We start from the raw sequence: 25,258 nt of genomic DNA, 5'->3' as shown, positions 1-25,258 counted from the left end.
GGGTGGGGACGGGTGGTGGGCGCTCCGCCGCGCGCCCACCACCGTCGCCCCGACCTGGCGGGTTACTTCTTCAGGAAGACGCGGGTGACGTCCACGTAGCTCGAGTCCGAGCTGTAGCGGATGCCGCCGATGTTCGAACCGAAGATCTGGAAGACCTTGGTGTAGTAGATCGGCGCGGCCGGGTTGACTTCCTTGGAGATGTACTCGTTCAGCTCGGCCCAGGCCTTGGTGGCCTCGGTCGTGTCGGTGATCTTCGCGATCCGCTCGATCTCCGAGTTGACCTTCGGGTCGTTGATGTGCGAGTAGTTCGACGCACCGTCCTGGATCTGCTTGCCGTCGTACAGCGGCGGGAAGACGGTGGACGCCGACGGCCAGTCCTGACCCCAACCGGTCATGTACAGGTCGTAGCCGTTCTTGACCTTGCCGACCTGCTCGTACCAGGTGGCGGAGTCGATCTCCTTCTTCTGGATGTCGAGACCGATCTTCTCCAGGGCGGTGGCGATCAGCACGGCCTGCTGCTGGCGGACCGGGGTGTTGCCGTAGGCGTAGACGAGCTTCTTGCCCTCGAAGCCGCCCTCCTTGATGAGCTTCTTGGCGGCCTCGATGTCACCGTTCGGCTTGCCCTTGCGGTTGAACGGGTCGAACGCCTCGTCGTAGCCCGGGGTGGTGGGCGACATCAGGGAGTTGGCGACCTCACCGCCGTAGGCGCCACCGTCGGCCTTGAAGACCGAGGCGGAGGGCAGCGCGAGGGTGATCGCGTCGCGCAGCTTCTTGTCCTTGACGCGGTCGAGGTTGAAGTTGAGCTGCCACACGTACGGCGCGTAGCCCTGGATGGTGCGCTTCATCGCGGCCTTGTTGCCCACGACCTGCTGCAGCTGCGTGGTGGCGACCTGGCCGGTGAACATCATCGCGTTCTTGGCCCCGCCCTGGTCGGCGAGCAGCGTCTTGGTCTGGTCCTCGTCATCGTGGTTCATCTCGATGTCGAAGCCGTCGACGTACTGGTGGCGAACGGAGTCGGACTTGGGGTCCCACTTGTCGTTCTTGACCAGCTTCATGGACTTGCCGGGCTTGAAGTCGGCGATCTTGTACGGACCCAGGGCGACCGGGTCGTTGTCGTACTTCTCCTTGGTGTCCGTCTCCTCGGGCACGACGCTGTAACCGGGCATGGTCAGCATCTGCGGGAGGTCGACCTGGGCCTCCTTGAAGTGGAAGACGATCGTCTTGTCGTCCGGGGTGTCCAGGACGGTCTTCGGCAGGTGCTTGCCCTTGTCCGGACCCGGGTAGGCCTTGCGGTAGGTGGTGCCGGCACCCGACAGCGCCTGCTGCAGGTAGGTCGGGCCGTCCGTGATGTAGGACGCGTACAGGCGCTCGACCGTGTGGCGGATGTCCGCCGAGTTGATCGGGTTGCCGTTCTCGTCCTTCAGGTTGTCCTTGAGGGTGTAGGTCCAGGTCTTGCCGCCGTCCGAGACCTTGCCCGCGTCGGTGGCGAGGTCGCCCACGACGGTCAGGTTGCCCTGGTCGTCCTCGTCGTACTGGGTCAGGCCGCGGAAGATCAGACGGCTGAGCAGCTTGCCGTCGGAGACGTAGATCTGGCCCGGGTCCAGGTGGGAGAAGTCGGCCTCCTGGTACACGGTCGCGACGCCGCCGGGCTTGGCACCGGGGACCGCGGGAGCCGGACCGGTCGACGCCTTCGCGTCACCGATCTGCACCGGCTTGGACTGCGCCTTGGCATCGTCCTTGGTCTTGCTGTTGTCCTTGCTGGAGCCACCGCCGCCCCCGCCGCAGGCGGTGAGGGTCAGGGCGCCCGCGGCGACCGCGACTATGGCGGCCGAAGCGGCGCGGTTACGGAAGATGCTCATGGAGACGATCCACCTGCCTGTGAGTAGTGAGCACTGCTGGTACTGGGCCGGACGGTGCCGTACGGCGCCGGGGCCGGCCGAGCGGGAGTGTGGGGGGAGGGTGGGAGATGGCCCGAGGAGGGTCAGCGTCCCGTCTTGGGGTCGAAGGCGTCCCGTACCGAGTCGCCCAGGAGGTTGAACGCCACGACGAAGATCACCATGGCGATGCCGGGGAAGAGCATGTAGTACGGGTCCTGCTCGACGATGTTGGCGCCGATGGCGAACATCCGGCCCCAGTCCGGGGTGGGTTCGACGTATCCGACGCCCACGAAGGACAGGAACGCGATGCTGAGGATCGTGCTGGGCAGCGTCAGGGTGGCCTGCACCAGCGTGGGGGTGACGATGTTGGGCAGAAGCTCCTTGCGGATGATCCGCCAGGGCGAGGCACCGGAGATCCGGGCGGCCTCGATGAACTCGCGGTCGCGCAGCGACAGCGTGGCGCCGCGGACGATACGCGCCATGCTCATCCAGCCCAGGAAGGACAGCACGATGATGATCGCGCTGGTCCGCACGTAAGTGGGCGTCTCCTCGTCGGGGGCCACGAACACCGTGGTGATGACCGGCATCGCGGCGACGAAGAACAGCTGGCTGGGCAGCGCCATGAAGAAGTCGGTCATCCGGCCGAGCCAGTAGTCGATACGGCCGCCGAAGTAGCCGCCGGCGAGGCCGATCAGCACACCCAGGATGGTCATGATGAGCGTCGCGGCGAGGGCGGTGGCCAGCGAGGTCCGGATGCCGTAGATCAGCTGCGTGAGGACGTCACGGCCGAGGCCCGGCTCGATGCCGAACCAGAACTCGCCGTCGATACCTCCGGCGGGCTTCGCGGGCATGGTGAACATGTCCAGAAGCTCGGGCCTGTCCTGGCCGTACAGCGTGTACGGGTCCTTGCCGTAGACCTTCGCGATCAGCGGCGCGGCGGCGGCGATCAAGAAGAAGAACAGGACGACGAAAGCGGACACCACGCCGGTCCGGTCGCGCTTGAACCGCGCCCACATCAACTGGCTGGGGCTGCGCCCCGCGAGCTTCTTCGGCTCCTCGGCCTTGCTCGGTGACGCGCTCTCTTTGTCCAAGGCGGAGGAGGTGTCAACACCCTCAAGCTCGATTGGACTCGTCATGATTCGTCCATTTCACAGGTTGGAGGTCACCGGGGAGGAACACTGGCCCGGCGGCCTTCGCACGGCGTACGTATCCGCAGCGCGCGAGGGGGAACAACGACGGAGGGGCGTCGGCCGCCCCTGGGGGAACCCTGGCTCGCGACCGGCTGGGGGCCGGCCAACGGAACGAGTCGTCAAGGAAGTTCGCGACGCCGCGTCGCGAACGCAACCACCGTGACGGCACTGAGCGCACCCGCGGGGCCTACACCTGCCATCGGGGACGACGCGACCCATATGGCGCTTGTGGCACCTCGCATGGGTTCCTCCTCATGAATCCGCTGGTTCACCGCAAAGAGAGGCACACGACACCTTTCGGTCCCGTTCCGGTGCCGAAAGTCGTCAGGTGCCCCCCGCGCTCGAGAGTCGGCGCAGTCAGCGCGTGACCCGTTCAGACGAGCTCTACGCGCCTAACTATCTGCCATCGGCCACACGACGAACCACAGTCTCGAGGTCTCGGTTCGATCACAGATAGGGGCCAGGCCTTCCAAAATCCGGACAAAGGGTTTGGCGAGAGATCACTACGAAACGGACTTGTTACACATCTATCGGAGCTGGCCGTCCGTATAGCGGACGCCCGTCTCGAAAATGGGTTGCCGCTCACCCGCCGAAAAGGGAGGGTGCCCGCGGGGTGCTGTGCCACCCGCCACACGCCGGCCGCGAGGACCGGCACGGTGCGTCACCGGACCCGCGGTTACCGGCAGTCGCACCGCCTCTGCTTGCGGGCAGGATAGTGCGACCTGTCCCGTTCTCCGGCATCTCACATCGGATTCAAGGGTTTTCCCTATGCCGTTCACGTACGCCTCTCACCGGCCCCGGACGCACGACGGCGCCGGACACCCCCGGCAGGGGGCGCCCGGCGCCGTCGGGACGTACGTCAGCCGTGCTTGGCGCGGCTCGCGGCGCGGGCGCGCTCGCGGGCGTCCAGGTTCACCTTGCGGATGCGGACGGCCTCCGGGGTCACCTCGACGCACTCGTCGTCGCGGCAGAACTCCAGGGACTGCTCCAGCGACAGCTTGCGCGGCGGGACGATCGACTCGGCCACATCGGCCGTGGACGACCGCATGTTGGTGAGCTTCTTCTCCTTGGTGATGTTGACGTCCATGTCGTCGGCGCGGGAGTTCTCGCCGACGATCATGCCCTCGTACACCTCGGTGCCGGGCTCGACGAACAGCACGCCGCGCTCCTGAAGGTTCGTCATCGCGAACGCGGTGACGGCGCCGGAGCGGTCGGCGACCAGGGAGCCGTTGTTACGGGTCGTCAGCGTCCCGAACCAGGGCTCGTGGCCCTCGTGGATCGAGTGCGCGATACCGGTGCCGCGGGTCTGGGTCAGGAACTCGGTACGGAAGCCGATCAGACCGCGGGAGGGCACGACGAACTCCAGGCGCACCCAGCCCGAGCCGTGGTTGGACATGTTGTCCATCCGGCCCTTGCGGACACCCATGAGCTGCGTGACGGCGCCCATGTGCTCCTCGGGCACGTCGATGGTCATGCGCTCGACGGGCTCGTAGGTCTTGCCGTCGACCTCCTTGGTGACCACCTGCGGCTTGCCGATGGTCAGCTCGAAGCCCTCACGGCGCATCTGCTCGACCAGGATGGCCAGCGCCAGCTCGCCGCGGCCCTGGACCTCCCAGGCGTCGGGGCGCTCGGTGTCCAGGACGCGGAGCGAGACGTTGCCGATCAGCTCGCGGTCCAGGCGGTCCTTGACCTGGCGGGCGGTGACCTTGCGGTCCTTGACGGCCGCCTTCGCGTCGGCGCCCTTGCCGGTGCCGCCACGGCCGACCAGCGGGGAGGTGTTGGTGCCGATGACCATGGAGATCGCGGGCTCGTCGACCGTGATGAGCGGCAGCGGGACCGGGTTCTCCGGGTCGGCCAGCGTCTCGCCGATCATGATGTCCGTGATGCCGGCGACCGCGCAGATGTCACCCGGGCCCGCCTTCTCGGCCGGCTTGCGGGTGAGCGCCTCGGTCATCATCAGCTCGGAGATGCGCACGTTGGTGACGGAGCCGTCGCGCTTCATCCACGCGACGGTCTGCCCCTTCTTCAGCTCGCCCTGGTGGACGCGCAGCAGGGCGATACGGCCGAGGAAGTTGTCGGCGTCCAGGTTGGTGACGTGGGCCTGGAGCGGGGCGTCCTCGTCGTAGGTCGGCGCCGGGATGTGCTGGAGGATCGTCGAGAAGAACGGCTCCAGGCTGGTGGAGTCCTCCGGGACGGTGCCGTCGGCCGGCTTGGTCAGCGAGGCGATGCCGTCGCGGCCGCAGGCGTAGACGATCGGGAACTCGATCTGCTCCTCGTCGGCGTCCAGGTCGAGGAAGAGGTCGTAGGTCTCGTTGACGACCTCGTCGATCCGGGCGTCCGGACGGTCCGTCTTGTTGATGCAGAGGATGATCGGCAGGCGGGCCTGGAGGGCCTTGCGCAGCACGAACCGGGTCTGCGGGAGCGGGCCCTCGGAGGCGTCGACGAGCAGCACCACGCCGTCGACCATCGACAGACCGCGCTCGACCTCGCCACCGAAGTCGGCGTGGCCGGGGGTGTCGATGATGTTGATCGTGATCGGGTCCCCGCCGTCCTTGGGGTGATACTTCACCGCCGTGTTCTTGGCGAGGATCGTGATGCCCTTCTCACGCTCCAGGTCGTTCGAGTCCATCATGCGGTCGTCGACGCCTTCGAGCTGGTGGGCGGCGAAGGCACCGGCCTGCTTCAGCATGCCGTCGACGATGGTGGTCTTACCGTGGTCGACGTGGGCGACGATGGCGACGTTGCGGATGTCGTGGCGCGTGGCCATATTGCGGCGTACTCCCGGAGTGTGAGGACGGCCCTGCTGCGTACGTCTGTGTTACGCGGGCCCTGCCGGGCGGAACATGCCACGGCCTCACCCCATGGTACGGGGCTTGCGGGGCGGGGGCTTGGCGGGATGTGACGACGCAGGTCAGCCGCCCTTTGGAGCACGCGAAGGGCGCCGCGGGGCCCCTTTCGGCCCGCGCGGCGCCCGTGAGCGGCTTCCGACTGTGATCGGCTACGACGCCGAGGGGGCCGGCTGGCCCGCGGCACCCTTCTTCAGGAAGCCCATGTCCTCGAAGACCGGGGCGCCGAACCCGAAGGCGCCGGCGTTGGCGAGGTTGCTGCGCGCGGCCGTCAGCTGGGGACGCTGGTAGAGGGGGATCGAGCCGGCCGCGGCCCAGATACGGGAGTCCGCCTTGCGGATCAGGGAGCGGGACTCGGACTCGTCGAGTGTGCTGACCGCCTGCTCGAAGAGCTGGTCGACCTGGTCGGTGCCGACCCGGGTGTAGTTCTGCTCGACGTTCAGGGAGCCGTCGGCGGCCGGGACCGGCTTGGCGTAGATCGGCCGGGCGTCGGTCGCGGGGAAGGCGGAGGCCGGCCAGGAGTAGAGGGCGAGGTCGTACTGGCCGGACGCGATGTGGTCCTTGAAGTAGCTCTCGTCCGAGACCTTGGTGATCTCGGTGCGGATGCCGACCCGCTTCAGCATGTGGCCGATCCGGTCCGCCACCGTGCGCAGGGTCCCCGACCCCTCGCCGTCCGGCACGACGAACCGCAGTGTCAGCGCCTTGCCGTCCTTGGCGAGCTGCCGGGTCGCGGCGGCGGGAGCGGCCGTGCCCTGCGGGGCGTACGCGCCGGGCGCCCCGCCGGACAGCTGCTTGCCGCCGTACTGCTTGCCGTCCTGGGCGAGCGGCCGGCTGTCCTGCTCGTCGGCACCCTTGTTGTCGTCGCCGACGATGTAGGTGCCGTCGTCGGACTTCTTGTCCGTCTTCTTGTCCGTCTTCGACTCGGAGTCCTTCTCCTCCTCCTTCCCTCCCTCCTTCTTGCCGGTCTTGTCGGCCTCGCTGCCGGCGGCCTTCTCCCCCTTCTTCTTCTCCTTCACGGGGCCGCCCGGCACCCAGCCGGCGTCCGCGAGGAGGGCCTGTGCCTCGGCGGTGTCCTGGCCGCCGATCGCCCCGCTGTTGTCGGCGTACGCGGCCTGTCCGGACAGCGCGAGGTGGCTGCCGACCGGCTCGGCGGGCAGTCCGAGCGGCCGCAGGACCGTTTCGGCGATCTTCTCCCGGTCCAGGGCGCGGGCCACGGCCCGGCGCACCCGCTCGTCGGCGAGCGGGCCGTCGCCGCCGCCGTTGAGGGCGAGCTGGGTGTAGGCGGGCTCGAGGGACTTGCGGACCTCGAAGCCGTGGAACCGCTCCTTGTCCTTGCGCTGCACGGAGGTCAGCTTGCGCAGGTCGGGGCCCATCAGCGGGGTGCCGGACGGGCCGGCCGAGGGGTTCTCGGGGCGCGGGGCGGCGATCGCGATGCGCCGGGCGGCGGCCGGGTCGACGTCGGCGAGGTCGAGGCGTCCGGCGGCCAGTTCGGCGGCCCGCTCGTCGCGGGGGACGGCGCGCAGCACGATCTCGTTCAGCTTGGCGGGCTCGCCCCACCAGCGGGGATTGCGGGTGAGCCGGATCTCGTCGCCCTTGCGGTCGATCTTGCGCACGGTGAACGGGCCGGCGCTGACCTTGAGCTTGCGCCGCGCCCCGTCGTTGAAGGAGTCCGGCGTGCCCATGACCTCCTTCGGGTACAGCGGCGAGAACAGCGACTGCCAGTCGGCGTAGGGGCGGGCGAAGGTGACCCGCACCTCCAGGTCGTTGTCGCCGCGTTCGATCTTCTGGATGCGGTCGTAGCCGGCGTTGCGGGCGGTCCAGTAGGCGCTGTCCTTGCCGGACAGCGCCCGCCACTGGGCGGCGAAGTCGGCGGCGCCGATCTCCCGGCCGTCGCTCCAGACGGCCTGCTGGTTGAGCTTGTACAGCACGACCTGCTTGGGCTCGGTCTCGACGACCTTGGCGGACTCCAGATACGCCTCGTTGCGCTCGGGGCGCCCGCTCTCGTCGAGCCGGTACATCGAGGGCAGCGTGGCCTGGGCGATCCGGGACGTGGTGGCGTCGGCGTCCGACTGGAAGGTGTTCAGCGTCTCCGGCACGGTGTCGACCGCCCAGCGCAGGGTGCCGCCGTCGGCGATCCGCGCCCGGGCGGCCGGGGCGATGTCCTGGCCGGCCAGCGGCTTGCCCGCCGGGTCCGGGTCGCTGCAGCCGGAGAGCACCGGCAGCGCCAGCACTCCCGCGGTGAGGAAGGCGGCCGCGCGCATGACCGAGCCGCGGCCGGGCCTGGTTCCGACACCGTCATGGGACATCTGCGTACCTCCGGGGAGCGGCTCCCGCCGGTGACAATTAGTGCGTTCTGATCACGTTTGGCGGTATTTTGGTGCTGATCAGATCTACGGCACCCCACTGAAGAGGAAAGGGTTCGCCAGCCGGAGCCGACACGGCGCCGGGGGCGCTCAAGGCCACCCGTGCGGAGCACAGCGCCCCGCACACTCCTTCGATCCACCGGCGCACACAGAGCGCGTGCGAGCGCGCGTCCATGGCGCGCAATACGCCAATCGCTGCACACGCCTTCACAGAGGCAGGTGTGACGCGCAACACTCGCAGGCGCATGAACGTTGCCACCCAGGGCCGCAGGGCCCACGGAAGTGAGGTCACGTCATGTCCGTGCACGACGATTTGATCGCCGTCCAGCGCTGTCTGGACGACCTGGCCCGGTCCGTCGGCCGCCTGGAGAAGCAGCTGGGCACGGCGGGGCTGGAGATGCGCCGCGTGCGCACCGACGCCAACCATCTGCGCGAGAGCGTCGCACTGCTGCGGGAGGCCGCGGCGAGCCCGTCCGCCCCGCGCAAGCCGGAGCTCGTCACCATCCCCGACACGCCGTACGACGACTCGCTGTGGATCGACACGGACGACGAGGGTCTCGGCGCCCGGGACCGCCGCGCCCCCTGATCCGTCCCCCCTCACCCGACCGGAGTCATGCATTGGCCACTGGTACGGAACCCCATCTGAACAGCGGCGGCGTACACACCGGTACCCGCGCCGCGATCGACGCCCCGCACCTGCGGACCGACCGCTGGTGGCTGGCCCCCGCCGCCACCGCGGCCGGTCTGCTGGCGTTCATCGTGTACTCGACCTGGCGGGCCTTCGCCAACGCGGACTACTACGCGGCACCGTACGTGTCCCCCTTCTACTCGCCCTGCCTCGCGGAGAACTGCGAACCGATGCGCGGCGGGCCGAACTGGGAGCTCTTCGGGAGCTGGTGGGGGATCTCGCCGGCGATCATCATCCTGATCTTCCCGCTGGGCTTCCGGCTGACCTGCTACTACTACCGCAAGGCGTACTACCGGGGCTTCTGGATGTCGCCCCCCGCCTGCGCGGTCGCGGAGCCGCACAAGAAGTACTCCGGTGAGACCCGCTTCCCGCTGATCCTGCAGAACGTCCACCGGTACTTCTTCTACGCGGCGCTGCTGGTCGCCGGCATCCTCACGTACGACACGGTGCTCGCCTTCCGTGACGAGGACTACGCCTGGGGCCACATGGGCCTCGGCACCCTCGTCTTCCTCGCCAACATCGTGCTGATCTGGGCGTACACCCTCTCCTGCCACTCCTGCCGGCACATCGTCGGCGGCAAGCTCAAGCACTTCTCCAAGCACCCCGTGCGCTACCGCATGTGGCAGTGGATCGGGCGGCTCAACGCCCGCCACATGCAGCTCGCCTGGGCGTCGCTGGTGAGCGTCGCGCTCGCCGACTTCTACGTCTATCTCGTCGCGTCCGGGGTCTTCGACGATCCGCGCTTCTTCTAGATTTGGTGGGGACTGAACACATGTCCGTGGTCGACCGGCAGGAGTGGGACGTCGTCGTGGTCGGTGCCGGGGGCGCCGGCCTCCGCGCGGCGATCGAGGCACGGGAGCGGGGCGCCCGTACAGCCGTGATCTGCAAGTCGCTGTTCGGCAAGGCGCACACCGTGATGGCCGAGGGCGGTATCGCGGCGGCCATGGCCAACGCCAACGAGCACGACAACTGGAAGGTGCACTTCCGCGACACCATGCGCGGCGGCAAGTTCCTCAACCAGTGGCGGATGGCCGAGCTGCACGCCCAGGAGGCGCCGCAGCGGGTGTGGGAGCTGGAGACCTGGGGCGCGCTCTTCGACCGGACGAAGGACGGCCGGATCTCGCAGCGCAACTTCGGCGGGCACGAGTACCCGCGTCTCGCGCACGTCGGCGACCGCACCGGTCTGGAGCTGATCCGCACCCTCCAGCAGAAGATCGTCTCCCTCCAGCAGGAGGACAAGAAGGAGACCGGGGACTACGAGTCCCGGCTGAAGGTCTATCAGGAGTGCACGGTCACCCGGATCCTCAAGGACGGCCGCCGCGTCTCCGGGGTCTTCGCCTACGAGCGGGAGACCGGCCGCTTCTTCGTCCTGGAGGCCCCGTCCGTGGTCATCGCGACCGGCGGCATCGGCAAGTCCTTCAAGGTGACGTCGAACTCCTGGGAGTACACGGGCGACGGGCACGCGCTCGCGCTGCTCGCCGGGGCGCCGCTGCTCAACATGGAGTTCGTGCAGTTCCATCCGACGGGCATGGTCTGGCCGCCGTCCGTGAAGGGCATCCTGGTCACCGAGTCGGTGCGCGGCGACGGCGGGGTGCTGCGCAACTCCGAGGGCAAGCGGTTCATGTTCGACTACGTCCCGGACGTCTTCAAGGAGAAGTACGCCGAGTCGGAGGAGGAGGGCGACCGCTGGTACGAGGACCCGGACAACAACCGGCGCCCTCCCGAGCTGCTCCCCCGCGACGAGGTGGCCCGCGCGATCAACGCCGAGGTGAAGGCGGGCCGGGGCTCGCCGCACGGCGGGGTCTTCCTGGACGTGTCCACCCGGATGCCGGCGGAGGTCATCAAGCGCCGGCTGCCGTCGATGTACCACCAGTTCAAGGAGCTGGCGGACGTCGACATCACCGCCGAGCCGATGGAGGTCGGGCCGACCTGCCACTACGTCATGGGCGGTATCGCGGTCGACTCGGACACGGCGGCGGCCCGCGGGGTGCCGGGGCTGTTCGCTGCCGGTGAGGTCGCCGGCGGGATGCACGGCTCCAATCGGCTCGGCGGCAACTCGCTCTCCGACCTGCTGGTCTTCGGCCGCCGGGCGGGCTGGCACGCCGCCGAGCACGCGGCGGCGCAGGCGTTCGAGCGCCCTGGCGTCAGCGACCCCCAGATCGACAGCGCGGCGGCGGAGGCGCTGCGGCCCTTCTCGGCGGAGGGCCCGGCCGGGTCCGTGGACGCCGGACGGCCGCCGGAGAACCCGTACACCCTGCACCAGGAGCTCCAGCAGGCCATGAACGACCTGGTCGGCATCATCCGGCGCGAGGCCGAGATGGAGCAGGCGCTGGAGAAGCTCGCCGAGCTGCGGGTACGGGCCCACCGGGCCGGGGTCGAGGGGCACCGGCAGTTCAACCCGGGCTGGCACCTCGCGCTGGACCTGCGGAACATGCTGCTGGTCAGCGAGTGCGTGGCGCGGGCGGCGCTGGAGCGCACCGAGTCCCGCGGCGGCCACACCCGTGAGGACCATCCGGAGATGGACCGCCGCTGGCGCAACGTCAACCTGCTGTGCCGGCTGGCCGACCCGACGGGCGGCCTCGCGGCCACCGACCCCGAGAGCGGCCAGATCGACCTCGTCCGGGAGACCACCGAACCCGTCCGCCAGGACCTGCTCGCCCTCTTCGAGAAGGAGGAGCTGGTCAAGTACCTCGCCGAAGAGGAGCTCTACCAGTGAGCAGCTACGAGGCCCGCTTCAAGGTGTGGCGCGGCGATGTCGGGGGCGGGGACCTGGAGGACTTCCGGGTCGAGGTGAACGACGGCGAGGTCGTCCTCGACATCATCCACCGCCTCCAGGCCACCCAGGCGCCCGATCTGGCCGTCCGCTGGAACTGCAAGGCGGGCAAGTGCGGGTCGTGCTCCGCCGAGATCAACGGGCGGCCCCGGCTGATGTGCATGACCCGGATGTCGGTGTTCGACCGCGAGGAGACGATCACGGTCACCCCGCTGCGGGCCTTCCCCGTCGTACGGGACCTGGTCACGGACGTCGGCTTCAACTACGAGAAGGCCCGGCAGGTCCCGGCCTTCGTGCCGCCGGAGGGCGTGGGGCCCGGCGAGTACCGGATGATGCAGGAGGACGTGGACCGCTCGCAGGAGTTCCGCAAGTGCATCGAGTGCTTCCTGTGCCAGGACACCTGCCATGTGGTGCGCGACCACGAGGAGAACAAACCGGCCTTCGCCGGTCCCCGCTTCCTCATGCGCGTCGCCGAGCTGGACATGCACCCGCTGGACGCGGCGGCCGAGAGCGGACTCGACCGCAAGAGAACAGCGCAGGACGAGCACGGGCTCGGGTACTGCAACATCACCAAGTGCTGCACCGAGGTCTGCCCCGAGGGCATCAGGATCACGGACAACGCGCTGATCCCGCTGAAGGAACGGGCCGTGGACCGCAAGTACGACCCGCTGGTGTGGCTGGGGTCGAAGATCAGAAGGCGGACCTCGTAGCGGGCCCGCACCTCCCCTGACGCACCCCGGGTCGCGCGGGTGCATTCCTGCTCATACGCTCCGAAATGTGACGTCATCCTTGATCCGGGGCCGGCCGCGGCGCGCCCGTGCGCACATACCCGCGCGCGTGCTGCACGCCCTGCTGGGCGCCCTGGTCGGGGTGGCGTGGCTGGTGCTGCCCGGGACGGCGTCCGGCGGGGCGGTGGCCGGCGGACCGCACCGCCCGGTGGCGGGCGCGCTCGGACAGCGGGAGGACCGCGGGGCGCACACCACCGACCTGGTGCTCCCCATGATCGCCGTGGCCGCGGCGGGCGTGCTGGCGAGCTACGGCTTCTGGCGGCGCAGACGGCGGACGACGGGCCGTACGACACCCGGCGGGGCGCCGGTGACGACCGGGGAGCCGCCCGACGAGGAGCTGGACGAGCGGGCCCGGGACGCGCTGGTCCACGCGGACGACTGGGTACGGGTCAGCAGCGAGGAGCTCGCCTTCGCCGAGGCACGGTTCGAGGAGGCCGGGGCGCCGGAGGAGTTCGAGGACGTCCGGCGGGCGGTGCGGGAGGCCGGGACCGAGCTGGCGGCGGCGTTCCATATCCGCTGGCAGTACGAGCACGGCGTGCCCGAGGAGGGCGCGTCCCGCCGGCACGCGCTGGCGGGGATCGTCGGGCGGTGCGAGGAGGCCGGGCGGCTGCTGGACGTACGGGCCGCCGCCCTCGACACGCTGCGGGGCCTCGAGGAGGGGCCCGGCGGTGGGCTGGGGGCCGCTCTGGCGGTCGCGGAGGGCCGCTTCCGGGGGCTGACCGCGCGGACCGGGGGTGCCGACGCGGCCCTCGCCGAACTCGCCGAGCGCCACGCCCCCACGGCGTCCGCCCCCGCGGTGGGGAACGTCGAACAGGCCAAGGACCGCCTGGTGTTCGCGACGACCCGGCTGAACCTGGCCCGGCAGGCCGCCGACGCCGGTGACGTCGGCCGGGCGGCGAGCCGGCTGCGGGCCGCGGAGGGCGCCATCGCCCAGGCCGAGGTGCTCATCGACGGCGTGGAACGCCTCCGCGAGGACCTGGCCGCGGCGGCTGAGCTGGTCCCGGCCGCCCTGACCGGCGCGGAGACGGAGATCGCCGGCGCCCGGCAGGCCCTCGACGGCCGGCCCAGCGCCCACCCGGACATCACACCGGGCGAGCTGCGGGCCCGGACCGGTCACGCCGACGTCGTGCTGGCGGGCGTACGGCAGGAGCTGGCCTCGGGACGGCCGTACGACCCGCTCGGCCTGCTGCGCCGGATCGTCCGGGCGGTGGCACCCGTGGCCGCCGGGCGGGCCGGCGTGCTCCCGGCCGCCGCCGCGCTCTGCGCGCGGGCCGCCGTCGCCGGGGCGGACGACGTCGTCGCGACGCACCGGGCGGTGGTGGGGCGCGGGGCCCGCACCAGGCTGGCGGAGGCGCGGCGCCGGGGCGGCACGGAGAACCTGGACGACCTGGTGGCGGCCGACGAACTCGCCGAGGAGGCCCGGGATCTGGCCGACCAGGACCTCCGTCTGCACGGCCACCCGCCCGAGCCCACCCCCGATCAGACGGCGGCCTTCCTGGGCGGCCTGCTCCCCCACCCGCCGAGCTACGGCGGCCCCCGGACCTCCGACCGCCGCCGCGAGGCGGACGAGCCACGGTGACCGGGGCGTGGCTCGGGAGCGCACCGCCGCCGAGCCACGCCCCCGGGCAGCACGACCCGCCGTCGCGAGATGGACCAGCGCGAGTGACGTCCCCGCGCGGGACGGCCGGGCGCCCGGCACCCCGTCGCCTCCCGCCGGCAGTCGTGAACGCGGCCGAGCACTCACGGACGGAGGCCTGAGCAGGCGCCCGGCGCGCATCCCCACCCCGGCGCCCCGAGTCGGGTGTGCCGGAGTGGGGGGCGGACGGGATCAGAAGAGGCTCAGCAGGGCCTCCGCCGGGTCGGTCAGGGTCGTTTCGCCGTCGGGGAGCGGGAGTTCGAACCAGACCGTCTTGCCGCGCGGGGTGCGGCGGGAGCCCCAGGCCGCGCTGAGCAGGCCGACCAGCTGGAGGCCGCGGCCGCCCTCGTCCGTGTCCCGGGCGCGGCGGCGGCGCGGCTGGACCAGGCCGGAGTCCCAGACCTCGCACACCAGTGTGCGGTCCAGCAGCAGCCGGAGTCTGATCTCGCCCTCGCCGTAGCGCAGGGCGTTGGTGACCAGTTCGCTGACGAGGAGTTCGGTGGTGTCGGCCAGGGCCTCCAGGTCCCAGGACCGCAGCCGGGTGCGCGCGAACTCGCGGGCGCGGCCCACGCTGCGCGGCTCGCGCGGCAGGGTCCAGTCGCCGACCGAGTCGGCGGGCAGGCCCTGGACGCGGGCCATCAGCAGCGCGATGTCGTCCTCGCCGTGATGGGTGTCGAGGGTGTTGAGGACGTGGTCGCAGACGTCCTCCAGGGGGCGTGTCGGGTCGGTGAGCGCCCCGACGAAGGCCTGCAGGCCCTCGTCCAGGGGATGGTCGCGGGACTCGACCAGTCCGTCCGTGTAGAGGGCCAGCAGCGCGCCCTCGGGGAGTTCGACCTCCACCTCCTCGAACGGCTCGCCGCCGACGCCGAGCGGCATCCCGGGTGGCACGTCCAGCATCAGCGCGTCCTCGCCGGGCTCGACGAGGACCGGCGGGAGATGGCCGGCGTTGGCGAAGGTGCAGCGCCGGGTCACGGAGTCGTACACCGCGTACACACAGGTCGCGAGGTACACCTCGGAGAGGTCCGCCTCCCGGGGCCGGCGCGCCGCGCGGGTGGCCTGCTGGACTCCGCCGGGGGCGCCGAGACCGCGCGCGATCTCGTCCAGCGCGGAGAGCACCTCGGCCGGTTCGAGGTCCAGCAGCGCCAGCGTCCGTACGGCGGAGCGCAGTTCGCCCATCGCGACGGCGGCGCGCAGCCCGCGCCCCATCACGTCGCCGACGACCAGCGCGGTGCGGTGCCCGGGGAGTTCGATGACGTCGAACCAGTCGCCGCCCACCTCGCTGTGCCGGTCCGCGGAGGAGTTGCCGGGCAGATAGCGGCAGGCGATGTCGAGTCCGGCGGCGACCGGGTCGCCCGGCGGCAGCAGCGACCGCTGCAGTATCAGGGCGCGTTCGTGTTCGCGGCGGTAGAGGCGGGCGTTGTCGATGCAGACGGCCGCGCGGGCGGCGAGTTCCACGGCGAGTTCGCGGTCGCGGTCGCCGAACGGCTCGCTGCCCTTGGTCCGGGCGAACTGGGCGAGTCCGACGACGGTGTCGTGGGCGACCATCGGCACGGCGAGCGTGGACTGCACCAGGCCGCCGTCCTCGCCGGGCACATGCTGCACCCGGGCGGTGCGCAGGGCGTCCGCGCAGGGCGAGTTGAACGGGTAGTGGTGCACGGCGCCGACGGCGACCTCGGCGCCGCCGCCCACGAAGGGCGCGTCGGAGACGGCGCTGGAGAAGGCGACGCGGCGCAGTTCGGCGCTGCCGTCGGCGAGGCCGGGCGGGGTCTCGTCGCCGGCCAGCAGGCCCTGGTACAGGTCGACGGTGGCGAGGTCGCAGAAGCCGGGCACGACGACGTCGAGGAGTTCGCGGGCCGTGGTCTCCAGGTCGAGGGAGTTGCCGATGCGCGCGCCGGCGTCGTTCAGCAGGGCGAGGTTGCGCCGGGCGGCGGCGGCCTCGCGGGCGGCGGCGCGCCGGGCGGTGATGTCGATGCCCAGCCAGGCGATGCCGATGGGCCGGCCGCTTCCGCTGTGCACCCGGTAGAGGTTGACGGACCAGTGGCGGCGCTCGTCGGACCCGGGCAGGAAGCCGGTGACGTGCATGTCGGTGATGGAGTCGCCGCTCTCCAGGACGCGCCGCAGGGTGGCCGCGACCCGTTCCGCCTCGGGCCGGGCGAGATAGTCGTGGACGCCCCGTCCGCGGTGGTCGTCGGGGGTGCCGCCGAACAGGGACGCGAACCGCTGGTTGGCGCGGCGCACCCGCAGATCGGTGTCGATCAGCAGGAAGCCGAAGGGAGATTGACCGAAAATTGCCTGCGAGGCGGCGAGGTCGGTCTCCATCCGGCGCAGGGTGCGGACGTCGACGACGATGCAGACGGCGGCCTTCTCCCCCTCCTCGGTGCGCGTCGGCATGACGTACACCTCGGCGAGGCCGTCCTTGCCCCGGCCGCCTTCGTCGGAGTCGTCCGGCACCCGGAAGGGGACCACACCGGTCCACTCACGCCCGTCCAGGATCTCCGCCATCTTGCGCTGGCCCTGTGCGCGCAGGTCGGGGTCGATGAACGCCTCGATGGGGTCCATGCCGACCGCGCGTTCGGCGGGGATGCCGAAGACCTGCTCGGCGCGCAGACTCCACTGGTCGACCAGGCCGTCGGGGCCGATGGAGAAGGACGCGACCTTGATGTAGTCGTAGATCGAGCCGGGCGGCTTGCTCTGCCACAGCGGCTCGCCGGGGCGCGGCTCCTCGGAACCGAAGCCGGTCGCGTCGGGGCCCCGCGGGTCGCGGGCCGAGCGGGCGTCTCGGTCGACTCGGGCAGCGCGGTCGTCACGAGCGTCACGGTCGTCGCGGGCGTCCGCCGCGGCGGACCGGGCGGGCACGGGCGAGGCGGATGTGCCGTCGGAGGCGGGTGTGCCGTGAGAGGCGCGAGCGTCGGAGAGATCTCCGGCGGCCCTCGCCCTACCACTGTTCGACGAGTCCTCGGACTCCGTCGCCTTCGCTGGTATCTCGCTCACGCGAACCGTCCCCTCCAGCTCACCGCGTCCGGCACCGGTCACCGGCGGCGGCTGCCCGCAGTATCCAGCACTACGGCCCACCACAACACGGTGTTCACGATCACAGCACGGTCCCGATGGTTTTCGGTCCCCGCCGCGGAAACACTTCCAGTCTTCTAACCAGCGGACACGTCCTCGAATCACGACTTGGGTCACCCGTCACCGGCCAGAACCGGCCGCCGGCGGTCCGGGCGCGGACGGAGGGCGTCCGGCACGTCCGCTGACGGACCGTGGGGAACGGGGTGTCAGCGTGGGACCGCGAGTTCGAACCACACCGTCTTGCCGCTGCCGCGTCCCGGCCGGGTCCCCCAGCGCCGGGAGGTGCGCGCGACGAGCTGGAGTCCCCGGCCGCCCTCGTCGTCGGTGTCGGCGCCGCGGGGACGCGGTGGATCGGGCAGCGGGTCGGAGACCTCGACGAGCAGGACGCCGCCGTCCCCGTCGGGGCGCACCAGGCGTACACCGATGGGACCGGTGGCGTGCCGCAGGGAGTTGGTCACCAGCTCGCTGACGAGCAGGGCCGCGAGGTCGGCGAGACCGCCCAGCCCCCAGGCGTACAGCCGGCCGCGCACGGCGTCCCGGGCCGCGCGGACGGCACCGGCCTCCGCGGGGAAGGTCCATTCGGCGCAGTCGCCATCGGTGTCGAGCACGCCGATCACTTCCCAGCCAGCGAAGCCACTCCATGTCCGGTTTCATGCGTTTAATGGGCACATACCCGATATTCAGGTGTCAGTACCGCGCCGGCCGGGTCAAGGGCGGGGGTGCGTCAGGGTGTCAGCCGCCGGGCCACCTCGCGGACGGCGGGGACGTCCTGGTCCAGCCAGTCGACGTCCCACAGCTCGCCGGCGTCGAGCCAGCGCAGGTCGTCGTGGTCCTGCAGGGGGTGCGGCGCCGGGCTGCCGGGCCGCAGCCGGGCGGTCCACACATGGAGGACGAAGGGGGCCCGCAGGGGCCAGACGCCGGGGACACGCCCCATCACCTCGGCGTCCACGCCGAGTTCCTCGCGCAGTTCGCGGGCGAGGGCCGCCTCCGGCCTCTCGCCCGGTTCCACCTTGCCGCCGGGCAACTCCCAGCGCCCGGCCAGGTCCGCGGGCGCGCTCCGGCGTGCGGCGAGCAGACGGCCCGCCTCCAGCAGCGCGGCGCCGACCACGATCCGTTCCGTCATGCGCCGGAGCCTACGGGAGCGCGGTGTCAGCGGTCGGCGCCGCCGCCGTTCTGCGTGATGCGCTCGACCCAGTACAGCTGCTTGTGCCCGCGGCCGTCGAGGCTGTCCGCGATCTTCTGGGCCTCGGCCCGGGTCGCGTACCGGCCCACGCGATAGCGGTTGCCGTTGTCGTCCTGCCGGACGACGAGCCAGGGAAGAGTGATCGTGCTGTCGTTCATCGCGCCCCACTGCTCCTTCCCGCCCACGGCCGCCCGGCTAACGCTCGCGGCCTGTGCCGTGCCCCGCCCGCTGAGGAAACCGCAATCCGCATATGCCCGAGCCTACGCCTAACCTTCACGCAGCGAATACGGCTTTTCACAAAGAGGTACGCAATGAGCCAAGCCGAAGGGGGCGCACGACGCTGAACGCGCCGTGCGCCGGGGGCAATGCATCCGTTCGCGGGCATACCGCGCACACCCGCGCCGACCTGCGGGAACGTCCAGCGCACAACAGAGTGCGCGGAGACGGGTGTTACCGGTCCGCGCAGGGCAACGGACAAGAGGTGTGCGCTACTTCACTCGCACACGCGCTTCTTCACTCGCACATGCGCGCTACTTCACCGGCAGGTGGTACGCGACCCGGTAGCGGTCGGCCGGGACCACCACGTCCGCCGTCTCCACCGGACGGCCCGAGGCGTAGTAGGTGCGCTGGATGACGAGGACCACATGGCCGGGGACACCGCCCAGCGCGTGCAACTCCTCGGCGAGGCCGGGGCGGGCGCCGACCTCCTCGGTGACGTTGTCCACGACGACGTCGATGGCGGCCATCCGCTCGACGACGCCCATGCCGCCGAGCGGCCCCTCCTCGGGCAGCATCACGGGCGTCCGGCCGGTGACGGAGAGGGGCTCCCAGGAGGTGGAGAGCATCATGGGCTCGCCCGCCTCCCGGAACAGATACCGCGTGCACATCACGCGCTCGCCGGGCCGGATGGCCAGCCGCTCGGCGACGGCACGGCCGGCGAGCGCCTGCTCGCTGCTGGACTCCCAGGTGCCGCGCACATCCCCGTCGGCCTGCTCCTGCCGGAACGGGGTGGCGCCGCTCGGCGGGCGGAAGCCGGAACGGGCGATACGGCGGGGCACGGGCCGCTCGCGCACATAGGTCCCGGAGCCGGAGCGGCCCTCGACCAGGCCCTCGGCCATCAGCACCTTGCGCGCCTCCAGGGCGACGGTGTCGGAGACGCCGTACTCCTCGCGGATCCTGGCCTGTGACGGGAGGCGGGTGTGCGGAGGGAGCGAACCGTCGACGATCTTCTTACGGAGATCACCCGCGACACGCAGATACGCCGGCTGCTCACCGAAAGTCACTGGCCGCTCCCATCAGGTTGTACAGACAGCAACAGCCTGGCAACCAAGCGTTGTCCTGTGCAAGCAAAGGCCAGAGAATCACTCGATGTGATGACTTGTGGCCGCGGGGGGCTTTACGCAGGCACTTTCTCCCCGCTATGGCGGCGCTCACACCTGGAGATCGCCCGCGTCCTCGCCGCCGCCCCCGCTGTCGGAGTCGTCCGTGTACTCCGGAACGGTGGTGTCGAGGCCCAGAGCCTCGCGCGCGGTGACCGTCGTGGGCCCGTCGACGTACGCGTAGCCCTTGTCGTAGTGCGCGAAGTACGTGTCCGTGTCCTTCGCGGCGGCGGCCCGTGCCCACTCCTTGCGGGCGTCCTCCATCTCCTCGACCAGGTCGGTGACCGGCTTCTTCGCCGTGCCGGACCAGCCGTGCGCGCGCAGCGCCGCGATCTGCTCGCCGAGCACCCGGTCAACGTCCTTCGCCCAGACCTGATTGGCGCCCAGGTCGTCGTCGGGGTGGTCCTCCGGCTCCTCGTACAGGACCGCGTCGACGGCGTTGACCGCGGACAGGAAGGCGACCTGGTCGGCGTCGAGCGTCGTGGCGTCGCCGCGCAGCGAGCCGGTCAGCCGGCGCTCCTCGACGCTGCCGAACAGGCAGGTGAGTTCACGGTCGCCGAACCGCCAGCTCTGCGCGGTGGGGATGAAGTAGTAGACGTCGACGTCGTCCGGCACACCCCAGGTGTCCATGGCGTAACCGTCGCTCAGCGCGTAGCACTTGTCGTCGGCCGTGCGGGACAGCTCGTCCTCGCCGGGGTAGCCGCCGTCCGGCAGCTCGACCACCGCGAAGACCTCGCCGTCGTGCTCACCGGAGCAGGGCACCTTCTCGGCGTCGAAGGTCTCCCCCTCCAGGCTCCCCGCCGGGGTGTCGAAGCAGTCGCCCTTGTCCAGCGCGAAGGCGCTGCCCTCCCCGGTGGCGGCGCCCTTGAAGCCGTCCCAGAAGTCGGCGGCGGCACCGGTGGACAGCGTCAGCGCCCACAGCGCGAGGCCCACCGTGGACAGCACCGAACCGGCGATCGCCATGCCCTTGCCGCGCTCGCCCTTCCGCCGGATCTGCGCGAGCGCGACGATGCCGAGCACCAGGCCGACGGCCGGCACGAAGCACAGGATGCCGAGCACGAGGGAGCCGATCGCGAGACCGTTCACCGGCGCCTGCCCGCCGAAGGCCCCGTACGGGCCGTAGGGGGCACCGTACGGCGCCCCGTAGGGCGAGCCGGGACCGGCGGCGTACGGCCCGTGGGGCGGTGCCGGTGGCCCGTACGGCTGCTGGGGTCCGGGCGGCGGGGGTATCGACACGGCTACCGTGCTCCTGGTTCGGGCGATGGGGCGGGGCGTACGACTGCGCGCATCGTAAGCGCGCCGCGAACCGGGACGGCATGGGGGGCGGCCGGGTTCACCAGTCGTCGCCGATGCCGAAGTCGGCGGCGATCGGCATGCCGTCGTACGCGAACACCACCACGAGGTGGTCGCCCGACGCGGTCAGCCCGTCGTACATCCGCTCCGCCGGCTCCGAGCTCGCCACCTCGTAAGACCGTGAGATCACGGTGAGCATGGCGGGCACCTGGTCCAGCACCCCGGAGTCCGGCTCCGGGGGGCCGAGTGCAGATGGGCGCTCAGGTCGTCGTCGAACCGGTATCTGTGTCCGTCGGGGGCGTCCGGTTCGATCGTCGCGCCCTCGAAGCGTTTTTCCAGGATGCGCGAGAGGTCCGCCCAAGGCGGTCGCCGAACGCCTTGCTGTGGAAGTCCTCCGCTCGGGCGGGCCCGATGTGGAAGTCGAAGTCGTGCTTGTAGCCGTCGTACTGTGCGAAATCCGTCATCGCTGTCTCTATAGCGCCTCGTCCCCGCGGGGAGCCGGGTCACGGGACCCGGACTCCGCCGCGAGGACGAGGACGTGAATGGCTGGTGGTCACTCGGGGACCTGGGCTAGAACTGCAGCGCCCAGGAGTCGATCCGCCCGGTGTCCAGTCGGGCGTTGTCGCTGACCCTCAGTCTCCATGTGCCGTCGGCCGCTTCGGAAGAGGCGTCCACGGTGTACGTGGTGTCGATGTTGTCGGCGCTGCCGCCGGTGCCGTACGCCTTCAGGGTGTAGGCCGTGCCGTCGGGGGCGACCAGCTGGACCTGCAGGTCACCGATGTAGGTGTGGACGATGTGCACCTCGACGGCGAGGGCCGAGGGCGCGTTGCCGGAGACACCGGAGACCGTCACCGGGGACTCCACGGTGGAGTTGTCGGCGACGGTGAAGTCGGCGGCGTTCTCGAAGCGCGGCCCGGGCGGGGTGGTCGTGCCGCCGCCCACGTACAGCAGACGGTTGGGCGAGCCCGAGCCGGGGCTGGTGACGACGCCCGACGTGGCGGCCGCCGTGAGCGCCGAGGCGACCTGCGCCGGGGTGGCCGTGGGGTTGTCGGCGAGGTGCAGGGCGGCGGCGCCCGCGACGTGCGGGGTGGCCATCGACGTACCGGAGATGGTGTTGGTCGCCGAGTCGCCGCTGTTCCAGGCCGAGGTGATGGAGGAGCCGGGCGCGAACAGGTCGAGCGACGAACCGTAGTTGGAGTAGCTCGCCCTGGCGTCGGTGGAGGTCGTCGCGCCGACCGTGATCGCCTCGGCGACGCGGGCGGGCGAGCGGGTGGAGGCGTTGGTCGACTCGTTGCCGGCGGCCACGGCGAAGGTGACGCCGGAGGCGATGGCGTTGCGGACGGCCGTGTCGAGCGCGGAGTCGGCGCCGCCGCCGAGGGACATGTTGGCGACGGCCGGCTTGACCGCGTTCTGCGCGACCCAGTCGATACCGGCGACGACCTGGGCGGTCGTGCCCGAACCGGAGTTGTTCAGCACGCGGACGCCGACGATCTTCGCCTTCTTCGCGACGCCGTACGACGATCCGGCGACCGTGCCCGCCACGTGTGTGCCGTGGCCGTGCCCGTCCTGGGCGGTGTTGTCGTTGTCGATGGCGTCGTAGCCGTAGGAGGCGCGGCCGCCGAAGTCGCTGTGCGTGATGCGGACGCCGGTGTCGATGACGTACGCCGTCACACCCTGCCCGGCCGAGTCCGGGTAGGTGTAGGAGCTGTTGAGCGGCAGGTTCTTCTGGTCGATGCGGTCCAGGCCCCAGGACGGCGGGCTGGGCTGGGTGGCCTCGACGTGGAACGTGCGGTTCTGGACGACGGAGGCGACGGCCGGGTCGGCGGCGAGCCGCTCGGCCTCCGCCTCGGAGGCCTCGACCTCGTAGCCGTTGAGCGCCTTGCGGTAGGTGCGCTCGATGCCGGCGCCGTAGCGCTCGACGAGGGCGCGCGCGGACTTCGAGCCCGAACGGGCCTGGTCGGCCTTGAAGGTGACGATGTAGCTGTCGGCGACGGCGTTCGCCGCGCCCGCGTACTGGACGCGGCCCTCGGGGGCGGCCGCGGCGGGGAGTGCGGTGACGAGGCCCGCGGCGAGAACCGCGGTGGCCGCCGTGCTGAGCAGCGCCAGTCTTCGGCGGGTCGTGCGCTGGGGGGTACGCATCACTGCCATCTGAGGGTTCCTCCTCAATCGGTGGTGCGCCGGCGTGGGGTGGCACGAGAACGACGAAGGAAGTCATGATCATGTCAAGTTCCGACGCGTCAGGTGCGCCAGCCGAAAGATTGAGGCCTCCACAGGAATTGCACAAGAGTGCTGCGTGAGCCAGTCATTGGGCGGCCGGCTCACGCAGGGAGGAACGGTCAGTCGTCGAAGGCGGTCGCGCGGGCGCTCTTCTCCCAAGGGGCGATGTCCTCGCGGACCTGGTCGAGGTGGCCGAGGACCGCGCCGACCCCGTCGTCCCCGAGCGGCAGCCGCAGCGGGGTCCGCTCCGCCTCCAGGGCGGCCACGATGAGGGCCGCCGCCTTCGCCGGGTCACCGGGCTGCGATCCGTCGCCGCCCGCGACGAAGCCCCGGGTCCGGCTCACCTTCGGGTAGAGCCCGCTGTCCGGGCTGGTCCCGGCCCGGTCCGTCTCGAACAGCGAGGTGCGGAAGGCGCCCGGCTCCACGATCAGCACCCGGATGCCGAAGTCCGCGACCTCGTCGGCCAGGGCCTCGGACATGCCCTCCAGCGCGAACTTCGTCCCGCTGTACGCCGAGAAACCGGCGAACGACATCTGCCCGCCCATGCTGGAGAACTGCACGATCGCCCCCGACCGCCGCTCGCGCATGTGCGGCAGCACGGCCCGCACCAGGGCGGCGGGGCCGAAGACATGCACGTCGAACAGCGCGCGCAGCTCGTGCTCCGTGGTCTCCTCGAAGGCACCGACATGCGTACGGCCCGCCGCGTTGACCAGCACGTCGATCCGCCCGTGCCGCGCCACGACGTCCGCCACGGCCGCCTCGGCGGCGCCCGTCTCCGCGACGTCCAGACGTAGCGCCTCCACCTGGTCGGGGTACGCGGCGACGAGGTCGTCCAGTGCCTCGGGCCGGCGTACCGCGCCGACCACCACATCGCCGTCGGCGAGAGCCAGCTCCGCGAGGGCACGTCCGAAACCGCTGCTCGCCCCGGTGATCAGCCACACCTTGTTCATGTCCGCTCCTCGATCCGCGGGGCCCCCGTCGGCCCACGGGTTCAGCCTGCTGCGGAACGGCCTTGCCCGTCCAAGACCCACGCTGATAACCGATGGCTATGACGTCGGACGTTCATGTACGGGACCTGCGCTACTTCGTGACGGTCGCCGAGGAGCTGCACTTCACCCACGCGGCCGCCCGGCTGTACGTCTCCCAGCCCGCCCTCAGCAAGCAGGTACGGGCGTTGGAGCGGCAGTTGGGCGTGGAGTTGCTGGACCGAGGGCCGCGCGGGGTGGCCCTCACCGAGGCCGGTGCGGCCCTGCTGCCGCACGCGCGGCGGGTGCTGGCCGCCTGGGCGGAGGGGGCGGCGGCGCTGGACGCGGTGCGGGCGGCGGCCCGCGGCACGCTGGTCGTGGGCATGAGCACCAGCCCCGGCCGCGGCGGGCTGCTGCCGGCGATCCGGTCGCGGTTCACGGCCGCGCACCCCGAGGTGACGGTCCGGCTGCGGCAGGTGAGCTGGGAGGACCCCACGGCCGGTCTGGCGGACGGCGAGGCGGACGTCGCCTTCGTCTGGCTGCCGCTGCCCGACGCCGGCCACTACGGCTGGACGGTGGTCGCCGAGGAGCCCCGGCTGGTGGCCCTGCCCGAGACACACCCGCTGGCCGACCGGCCCGAGGTGGACTTCGCCGACCTCGCCGACGAGCCGTTCCTCGCTCTGCCGAAGAGCGCCGGGCCGCTGCGCGACCACTGGCTGGCGCTGGACGAACGCGGCGGACGGCCACCGCGGATCGGCGCCGAGATCGCGAGCACCGAGGAGACCTACGAGGCCCTGGTCGCCGGCCTCGGCGTCTGCCTGCTGGCCTCGGGCAACGCGCCCCTGATCACCCTCGGCGGTGTGGTGACCCGCCCGGTCCGGGGCCTCTCCCCGGCCCGCTACGCCCTGGCCTGGCGCCGCACGGACGCGGAGCGCCCGTCGGTGCGGGCGTACGCGCGGGCGTGCGCGGAGGTGAGGGGGCAAGGCTGACC

19 protein-coding genes are annotated in these 25,258 nt (G+C 71.2%); 6 read left to right on the top strand and 13 right to left on the bottom strand.

Features of this window, described 5'->3' with window-relative positions; all coding sequences use genetic code 11:
* Nucleotides 1–62 precede the first annotated feature (62 nt).
* From DC008_RS22605 to DC008_RS22590, 4 genes are all read right to left on the bottom strand, one after another.
* Nucleotides 63–1,859 carry an ABC transporter substrate-binding protein gene (locus DC008_RS22605; RefSeq protein ID WP_108708516.1) on the bottom strand — a complete coding sequence of 599 codons (1,797 nt, stop codon included), beginning with the start codon at nt 1,857–1,859 and terminating at the stop codon, nt 63–65.
* 122 nt (nt 1,860–1,981) lie between these two features.
* The gene (locus DC008_RS22600; protein ID WP_108708515.1) at nt 1,982–3,013 is read right to left on the bottom strand and encodes an ABC transporter permease; all 1,032 of its coding nucleotides are present in this window, start codon (nt 3,011–3,013) and stop codon (nt 1,982–1,984) included.
* Between the two features lie 913 nt (nt 3,014–3,926).
* Nucleotides 3,927–5,834: a translational GTPase TypA gene (gene typA / locus DC008_RS22595; RefSeq protein WP_108708514.1), complete on the bottom strand. Its 1,908-nt coding sequence runs from the start codon at nt 5,832–5,834 to the stop codon at nt 3,927–3,929.
* A gap of 231 nt (nt 5,835–6,065) precedes the next feature.
* Nucleotides 6,066–8,219 carry an ABC transporter family substrate-binding protein gene (locus tag DC008_RS22590; protein ID WP_108708513.1) on the bottom strand — a complete coding sequence of 718 codons (2,154 nt, stop codon included), beginning with the start codon at nt 8,217–8,219 and terminating at the stop codon, nt 6,066–6,068.
* Nucleotides 8,220–8,571: 352 nt separating this feature from the next.
* Between DC008_RS22590 and DC008_RS22585 the strand changes: the two genes are divergently transcribed.
* The 5 genes from DC008_RS22585 (at nt 8,572) to DC008_RS22565 (ending at nt 14,104) form a co-directional block, all read left to right on the top strand.
* A complete protein-coding gene (locus tag DC008_RS22585) occupies nt 8,572–8,862 on the top strand; it encodes a hypothetical protein (protein ID WP_055621834.1) in 291 nt (96 codons plus the stop codon).
* A 32-nt stretch (nt 8,863–8,894) separates the two neighbouring features.
* Entirely contained in the window at nt 8,895–9,716 is an 822-nt protein-coding gene (locus DC008_RS22580) for a hypothetical protein (RefSeq protein ID WP_055621833.1), read from the top strand.
* A 20-nt stretch (nt 9,717–9,736) separates the two neighbouring features.
* On the top strand, nt 9,737–11,680 hold the full coding sequence (locus DC008_RS22575) for a fumarate reductase/succinate dehydrogenase flavoprotein subunit (protein ID WP_108708512.1): 1,944 nt from the start codon (nt 9,737–9,739) through the stop codon (nt 11,678–11,680).
* Nucleotides 11,677–12,447, top strand: a complete 771-nt coding sequence (locus DC008_RS22570; protein WP_108708511.1) for a succinate dehydrogenase/fumarate reductase iron-sulfur subunit — start codon at nt 11,677–11,679, stop codon at nt 12,445–12,447. Before DC008_RS22575 ends, DC008_RS22570 begins: the two co-directional genes overlap by 4 nt.
* Nucleotides 12,448–12,514: 67 nt before the next feature.
* Nucleotides 12,515–14,104, top strand: coding sequence for a hypothetical protein (locus DC008_RS22565; protein WP_244221402.1), 1,590 nt, complete (start codon nt 12,515–12,517; stop codon nt 14,102–14,104).
* Nucleotides 14,105–14,353: 249 nt separating this feature from the next.
* Here DC008_RS22565 and DC008_RS22560 read toward each other — a convergent pair whose 3' ends face one another.
* The 9 genes from DC008_RS22560 to DC008_RS22520 form a co-directional block, all read right to left on the bottom strand.
* Nucleotides 14,354–17,152 carry a SpoIIE family protein phosphatase gene (locus tag DC008_RS22560; RefSeq protein WP_108708509.1) on the bottom strand — a complete coding sequence of 933 codons (2,799 nt, stop codon included), beginning with the start codon at nt 17,150–17,152 and terminating at the stop codon, nt 14,354–14,356.
* A gap of 284 nt (nt 17,153–17,436) precedes the next feature.
* The gene (locus DC008_RS22555; protein ID WP_108708508.1) at nt 17,437–17,847 is read right to left on the bottom strand and encodes an ATP-binding protein; all 411 of its coding nucleotides are present in this window, start codon (nt 17,845–17,847) and stop codon (nt 17,437–17,439) included.
* Nucleotides 17,848–17,954: 107 nt separating this feature from the next.
* Nucleotides 17,955–18,353, bottom strand: a complete 399-nt coding sequence (locus tag DC008_RS22550) for a (deoxy)nucleoside triphosphate pyrophosphohydrolase (protein WP_108708507.1) — start codon at nt 18,351–18,353, stop codon at nt 17,955–17,957.
* Nucleotides 18,354–18,379: 26 nt separating this feature from the next.
* On the bottom strand, nt 18,380–18,571 hold the full coding sequence (locus DC008_RS22545) for an SPOR domain-containing protein (RefSeq protein ID WP_055621826.1): 192 nt from the start codon (nt 18,569–18,571) through the stop codon (nt 18,380–18,382).
* 372 nt (nt 18,572–18,943) lie between these two features.
* Nucleotides 18,944–19,696, bottom strand: a complete 753-nt coding sequence (locus DC008_RS22540) for a GntR family transcriptional regulator (RefSeq protein ID WP_055621825.1) — start codon at nt 19,694–19,696, stop codon at nt 18,944–18,946.
* Nucleotides 19,697–19,843: 147 nt separating this feature from the next.
* Nucleotides 19,844–21,028 carry a DUF4190 domain-containing protein gene (locus tag DC008_RS22535; protein WP_108708506.1) on the bottom strand — a complete coding sequence of 395 codons (1,185 nt, stop codon included), beginning with the start codon at nt 21,026–21,028 and terminating at the stop codon, nt 19,844–19,846.
* Between the two features lie 97 nt (nt 21,029–21,125).
* Entirely contained in the window at nt 21,126–21,284 is a 159-nt protein-coding gene (locus tag DC008_RS35475; protein WP_164492345.1) for a hypothetical protein, read from the bottom strand.
* Nucleotides 21,285–21,655: 371 nt separating this feature from the next.
* Nucleotides 21,656–23,233: a S8 family peptidase gene (locus tag DC008_RS22525; RefSeq protein ID WP_108708504.1), complete on the bottom strand. Its 1,578-nt coding sequence runs from the start codon at nt 23,231–23,233 to the stop codon at nt 21,656–21,658.
* A 188-nt stretch (nt 23,234–23,421) separates the two neighbouring features.
* Complete coding sequence (locus DC008_RS22520; RefSeq protein ID WP_108708503.1) at nt 23,422–24,252, bottom strand: SDR family NAD(P)-dependent oxidoreductase; 831 nt, start codon at nt 24,250–24,252, stop codon at nt 23,422–23,424.
* 92 nt (nt 24,253–24,344) lie between these two features.
* On the opposite strand from DC008_RS22520, the gene DC008_RS22515 reads away from it, so the two are divergent.
* Nucleotides 24,345–25,256, top strand: coding sequence for a LysR family transcriptional regulator (locus DC008_RS22515; RefSeq protein ID WP_108708502.1), 912 nt, complete (start codon nt 24,345–24,347; stop codon nt 25,254–25,256).
* The last annotated feature ends 2 nt before the right edge of the window (nt 25,257–25,258 follow it).

Origin of the sequence: Streptomyces nigra (assembly GCF_003074055.1) — a bacterium.
GTDB lineage: Bacteria > Actinomycetota > Actinomycetes > Streptomycetales > Streptomycetaceae > Streptomyces > Streptomyces nigra.
The sequence above is the reverse complement of the archived record's forward strand: the minus strand, read 5'-3'. Positions and strand labels throughout refer to the sequence as shown.

Bases quoted from the DNA above. Each gene is read 5' to 3' on its own strand.
- DC008_RS22590 (WP_108708513.1), bottom strand. From the start codon at position 8,219: ATGTCCCATGACGGTGTCGGAACCAGGCCCGGCCGCGGCTCGGTCATG.
- DC008_RS35475 (WP_164492345.1), bottom strand. From the start codon at position 21,284: ATGCTCACCGTGATCTCACGGTCTTACGAGGTGGCGAGCTCGGAGCCG.
- DC008_RS22545 (WP_055621826.1), bottom strand. From the start codon at position 18,571: ATGAACGACAGCACGATCACTCTTCCCTGGCTCGTCGTCCGGCAGGAC.
- DC008_RS22575 (WP_108708512.1), top strand. From the start codon at position 9,737: ATGTCCGTGGTCGACCGGCAGGAGTGGGACGTCGTCGTGGTCGGTGCC.
- typA (WP_108708514.1), bottom strand. From the start codon at position 5,834: ATGGCCACGCGCCACGACATCCGCAACGTCGCCATCGTCGCCCACGTC.
- DC008_RS22525 (WP_108708504.1), bottom strand. From the start codon at position 23,233: ATGGCAGTGATGCGTACCCCCCAGCGCACGACCCGCCGAAGACTGGCG.
- DC008_RS22515 (WP_108708502.1), top strand. From the start codon at position 24,345: ATGGCTATGACGTCGGACGTTCATGTACGGGACCTGCGCTACTTCGTG.
- DC008_RS22600 (WP_108708515.1), bottom strand. From the start codon at position 3,013: ATGACGAGTCCAATCGAGCTTGAGGGTGTTGACACCTCCTCCGCCTTG.
- DC008_RS22605 (WP_108708516.1), bottom strand. From the start codon at position 1,859: ATGAGCATCTTCCGTAACCGCGCCGCTTCGGCCGCCATAGTCGCGGTC.
- DC008_RS22520 (WP_108708503.1), bottom strand. From the start codon at position 24,252: ATGAACAAGGTGTGGCTGATCACCGGGGCGAGCAGCGGTTTCGGACGT.
- DC008_RS22550 (WP_108708507.1), bottom strand. From the start codon at position 18,353: ATGACGGAACGGATCGTGGTCGGCGCCGCGCTGCTGGAGGCGGGCCGT.
- DC008_RS22585 (WP_055621834.1), top strand. From the start codon at position 8,572: ATGTCCGTGCACGACGATTTGATCGCCGTCCAGCGCTGTCTGGACGAC.